Annotated in this window: 4 protein-coding genes; all 4 read left to right on the top strand. The window is 71.9% G+C overall.

Annotation, left to right across the window (positions count from 1 at the left end):
* Positions 1–876: hypothetical protein (locus tag IJH84_RS07040; RefSeq protein ID WP_295141723.1), on the top strand; the 876-nt coding region annotated here is incomplete at its 5' end.
* Positions 866–1,744 carry a sugar phosphate isomerase/epimerase gene (locus IJH84_RS07045; RefSeq protein ID WP_295141726.1) on the top strand — a complete coding sequence of 293 codons (879 nt, stop codon included), beginning with the start codon at positions 866–868 and terminating at the stop codon, positions 1,742–1,744. The genes IJH84_RS07040 and IJH84_RS07045, both read left to right, overlap by 11 nt.
* Entirely contained in the window at positions 1,741–3,090 is a 1,350-nt protein-coding gene (locus tag IJH84_RS07050; protein WP_295141729.1) for a M20/M25/M40 family metallo-hydrolase, read from the top strand. The genes IJH84_RS07045 and IJH84_RS07050 overlap by 4 nt, the downstream gene beginning before the upstream one ends.
* On the top strand, positions 3,087–3,912 hold an 826-nt coding region (locus IJH84_RS07055; RefSeq protein ID WP_295141732.1), incomplete at its 3' end, for an Ldh family oxidoreductase. The genes IJH84_RS07050 and IJH84_RS07055, both read left to right, overlap by 4 nt.

Genomic DNA, 3,912 nt, shown 5'->3' on the forward strand with positions numbered 1-3,912 from the left:
ACCGAGCAGCGCGGGGTCACGGTGGTCGACTCGGTGCGCACCGCCGCCGGGCTCGCCGACCCGAGCCGGACCGCGGTGCACGTCTGCACCCCGCCGGTGCGCAGGCCGGAGCTGCTGCGCGAGCTGGCCGGACTCGGCTACCGGCGGATCATCGTCGAGAAGCCGCTGGCCGCCGACTCGGACGAGTACGCCCAGATCGCCTCGTTGCGCGAGCGGTACGGGCTGAACCTGGCCGTGGTGGCGCACTGGCTCGAGTCCGCGCTGACCACGCGGCTGGCCCGACTGCTGGCCGGTAGCGGCCGCGGCCGGCTGCGCTCGATCCGATTCGCCCAGCACAAACCCAGGTTCCACCGGTCGCTGGTGACCTCCGGGCATCCGACCGCGTTCGACGTGGAACTGCCGCACTCGCTCGGGGTGGTGCTGCGGCTGGCCGGACCCGCCGGACTCGTCGCCGCCGAGTGCTCCGACATGCGGTGCGGGCACGTGGTCGCGCCGCGGATGGGCGCGGCGGCGATGACCCTGCGCCACGACAGCGGGGTGCTCAGCGAGCTGCGTTCGGACCTGACCGCGCCCGTGCGGGAACGCAGCATCACGCTGGAGTTCGAGCACGGCCGGGTCACCGGGCACTACCCGCTCAGCGACGACGACGACCACGCGCAGCTGATCGTGGACGGGGCCGAGCCCGAGGTCTTCCCGGACGACGCGCTGACGGCGTTCATGCTCCGCGCCTACCGCGACTTCGCCGCCGGGCGCACCGCCGAGCACTTCGGACTGCACGGGGACGTCGTGCGGCTGATGACCGCGGCGAAGCGGTGCGGCCTGCCGACCGGAGCCGAGGGGACCGGAGCAGAGGGGAGTCGTGCACATGCCGGGTGACCACCTGCTGGCAGGCATCGGTGACGAAGCCGCGGTCGATCTTCCCAGTCAGCTGGCCGCGATCGAGCGCATCGGCTTCGGCGGCATCGAACTGCGCAATGTGGACGGTGCGGCGCTCGGCGACCTCGACGAGCAACGGTTCCGGCGGCTGCGCGCGGCGCTGCACGATGCCGGGTTGGCGGTGCCGTGCCTGGCGTCCAGGATCGGGAACTGGGCGCGACCGGTGACCGCGCCGTTCACCGACGACCTGCGCGAGCTGGAGGTGCTGGCGGCGCGGGCCGCCGAGTTGGGCACCCGCTACGTGCGGATCATGTCCTACCCGAACGACGGGCTACCGGAAGCGGAGTGGCGAGAGCGCGTGCTGGACCGCGTGGCGCGCTTGGCGCAGCGGGCGGACGAGCTGAATGTGGTGCTGCTGCACGAGAATTGCGCGGGATGGGCCGGTCGCGATGCCGGTCGGATGCTGCGGATGCTGGCCGAGGCGGGTGCCTCGCTGCGGTTGTTGTTCGACACCGGTAACGGGATCGAGCACGGGTACGACGCCTGCGAACTGCTCGGGCAGGTCGTGGCGCACGTGGCGCACGTGCACGTCAAAGACGCCGTCGGCAGTGCGGGCAACGCCACTTACGTGCTGCCGGGTACCGGTTCGGCACGGGTCGCGGACTGCTTGCGCCTGCTGCGGGATTCCGGCTACAGCGGGGCGCTGTCGTTGGAACCGCATCTGTCCGCGCGCCCGCACGACGGAGTGGTCGCGGGGGAGTCCGCCGCTGATCGCTTCGTCGAGGCGGGACGGCGGCTGGAAGGTCTGCTGCGGGACTCGATGCCTTGCGCGGCACCACGAATCGCAGGAAGCAGCGGACGCGCATGACCGGCTTGATCTCGGCGCAGGACCGCGAACTGCTGCTGCGCTTGCTGCGCACGCCCACCGTCAATCCCCTGGAACGCAGCGGCGAACCCTCGGACATCGCCCGAGCCCAACGATTTTATGCCGAATCGGCGCGGGAATCGGGTCTCCGGGTGGTGCACCACGCCGCTGCGCCATCGAGCGCGCTCGACGCGCCCGGGGTGCCCCGCACCGTCCGGGAAGCCGCCGCCGACGAGAACTTCCTCGCCGGGCAACCGAACCTCGTGCTGCGGCTCGGCCCGCAGCTTCCGCGGGAGTCCACGGTGATGTTCAACGTGCATCTGGACACGGTCGCCGGTCTTGAGCCGGTGTGCTTCGACGGCGAACGCTTCACCGGCCGCGGGTCCATCGACGCGAAAGGTCCCGCGGTCGCGCTGCTGGCGGGCATCCGCGAGGCAGCCCGCACCGAACCGGCGATCGGCCGCGACCTCGGCGTGCTGGTGCAGGCAGTCGCCGGTGAAGAAGGCGGTGCGATGGGAAGTTTTGGCACCAGGCCGCTGGTCGACGCCGGTTTCCTCGGGCGCCTCAACGTCTTCTGCGAACCGACCGGAATGCGCTACCTGACCCGATCCACCGCCTCGGCCACCGCGCTGCTGAGCGTCGACGGTGCGGGCGCCATCGACGACCGCCCCGATGCCGGGCACAACGCGACCGTGCTGCTGGGTTTCCTGGCGCAGCACTTGGCGAAAGAGCTCGATCCGCAGGAGCGGCCCGGGAGGTTGTGCGTCGCGGGACTGCACACCGGCGAGCTGCACAATCGGGTCTACGGAAGCGGTGGATTGCTGCTGAACCTCTCCTACGAGTCGTCGGACGAAGGCGCGGCGGCCGAACGGGACTTGGAGAACTCGCTGCACCGCGGGCTCTCCGAGTTCACCCGGACCTTCGGCGGTACCAGGGAATTCGCCCGCACCGCCGCCGAGGCCGCATCGATCATCGAGCTCCGATGGCTCAAGCGCGGCTTGCCCGCACTCCGCGGCGGTCACTCGTGGACGGACGAACTGCTCGAACGCGCGGGCGTCCCCGCCTGGCCCGCCGAAGAGCCCGCGTTCACCTGCGACGCCATCTGGATGGCCGAGCGGCCGGGCACCGGCACCGTCGTGCTCGGACCCGGCTCGCTGGAGACCAACAACGCCCACGCCGAAGGCGAATACGCCGAGCTGGCGCAACTGCAGGACTTCGCAGCCACCGTCGCGGCGCTGCTGAAAAGCGCCGCGGGAACCGCAGCCGAGCGTCCACTCAGGACCGAAGCACCGGCACAACGCACCGAGAGGCATCCCGCGACGGATGCCGGAAAGGGGACCGCCCGATGACAGCGCTCGCGGAGAACGCCGGGCACCAGGTCGCCGTGGACCACACCGCTCTGCTGGAGCTGGTCACCCGCCTGTTCACCGAACGCGGCGTGCCGCAGGCGCGTGCGGCCACCGCCGCTGCCGCGCTCTGCCACGGCGACCTGTGCGGCTACGAGTCGCACGGCATGTTCAACCTCACCAGGCTCTACCTGCCGCAGCTGGCGGCCGGGCGGATCGACCCGGGCGCCGAACCGCAGGTACTGACCGACCTCGGCGCGTGCGCGGTGGTCGACTCCCGCCGCGCGCTCGGGCTGTGGGCCGCCGCGGACGCCATGGACTCGGCCGCCGACCGGGCGGACCAGCACGGGATCGGGCTGGTCTCGGTGCGCGGCGGCACGCACTTCGGCTGCGCCGGATTCCACGCGGTGCGCGCCGCCGAACGCGGCATGATCGGCATCGTGGCGAGCAACTGCGGCGAGCAGCGGATCGCGCGCCCGCCGCTGGGGGCGCTGAGCATGCTCGGCACCAACCCGCTCAGCGTCGCCGCGCCCGCACTGGAAGGCCACCCGTTCCTGCTGGACATGAGCACGACCGTGGTTCCGACGGGCAAAGTGCGGGTGGCCGCGGCCAACGCCGAGGAAGTACCGGAAGGTTGGCTGGCCGACGACTCCGGCGCAGCGGTGACCGACCCGGCCGCGTTCGACCGGCGCGAAGCGCACCTGCGCTGGCTCGGCGGCGAGCCGGAAACCGGCGCGCACAAAGGATTCGGGCTCGGACTGGTGGTGGAGCTGCTGTCCGCGGCGTTGTCCGGCGCGGGTCTCGGCCCGGCCCCGGAAGCGCTGG

The organism is Saccharopolyspora sp. (genome assembly GCF_017434145.1).
Classification (GTDB): Bacteria; Actinomycetota; Actinomycetes; order Mycobacteriales; family Pseudonocardiaceae; genus Saccharopolyspora_C; species Saccharopolyspora_C galaxeae.

Bases quoted from the DNA above. Each gene is read 5' to 3' on its own strand.
- IJH84_RS07045 (WP_295141726.1), top strand. From the start codon at position 866: ATGCCGGGTGACCACCTGCTGGCAGGCATCGGTGACGAAGCCGCGGTC.
- IJH84_RS07050 (WP_295141729.1), top strand. From the start codon at position 1,741: ATGACCGGCTTGATCTCGGCGCAGGACCGCGAACTGCTGCTGCGCTTG.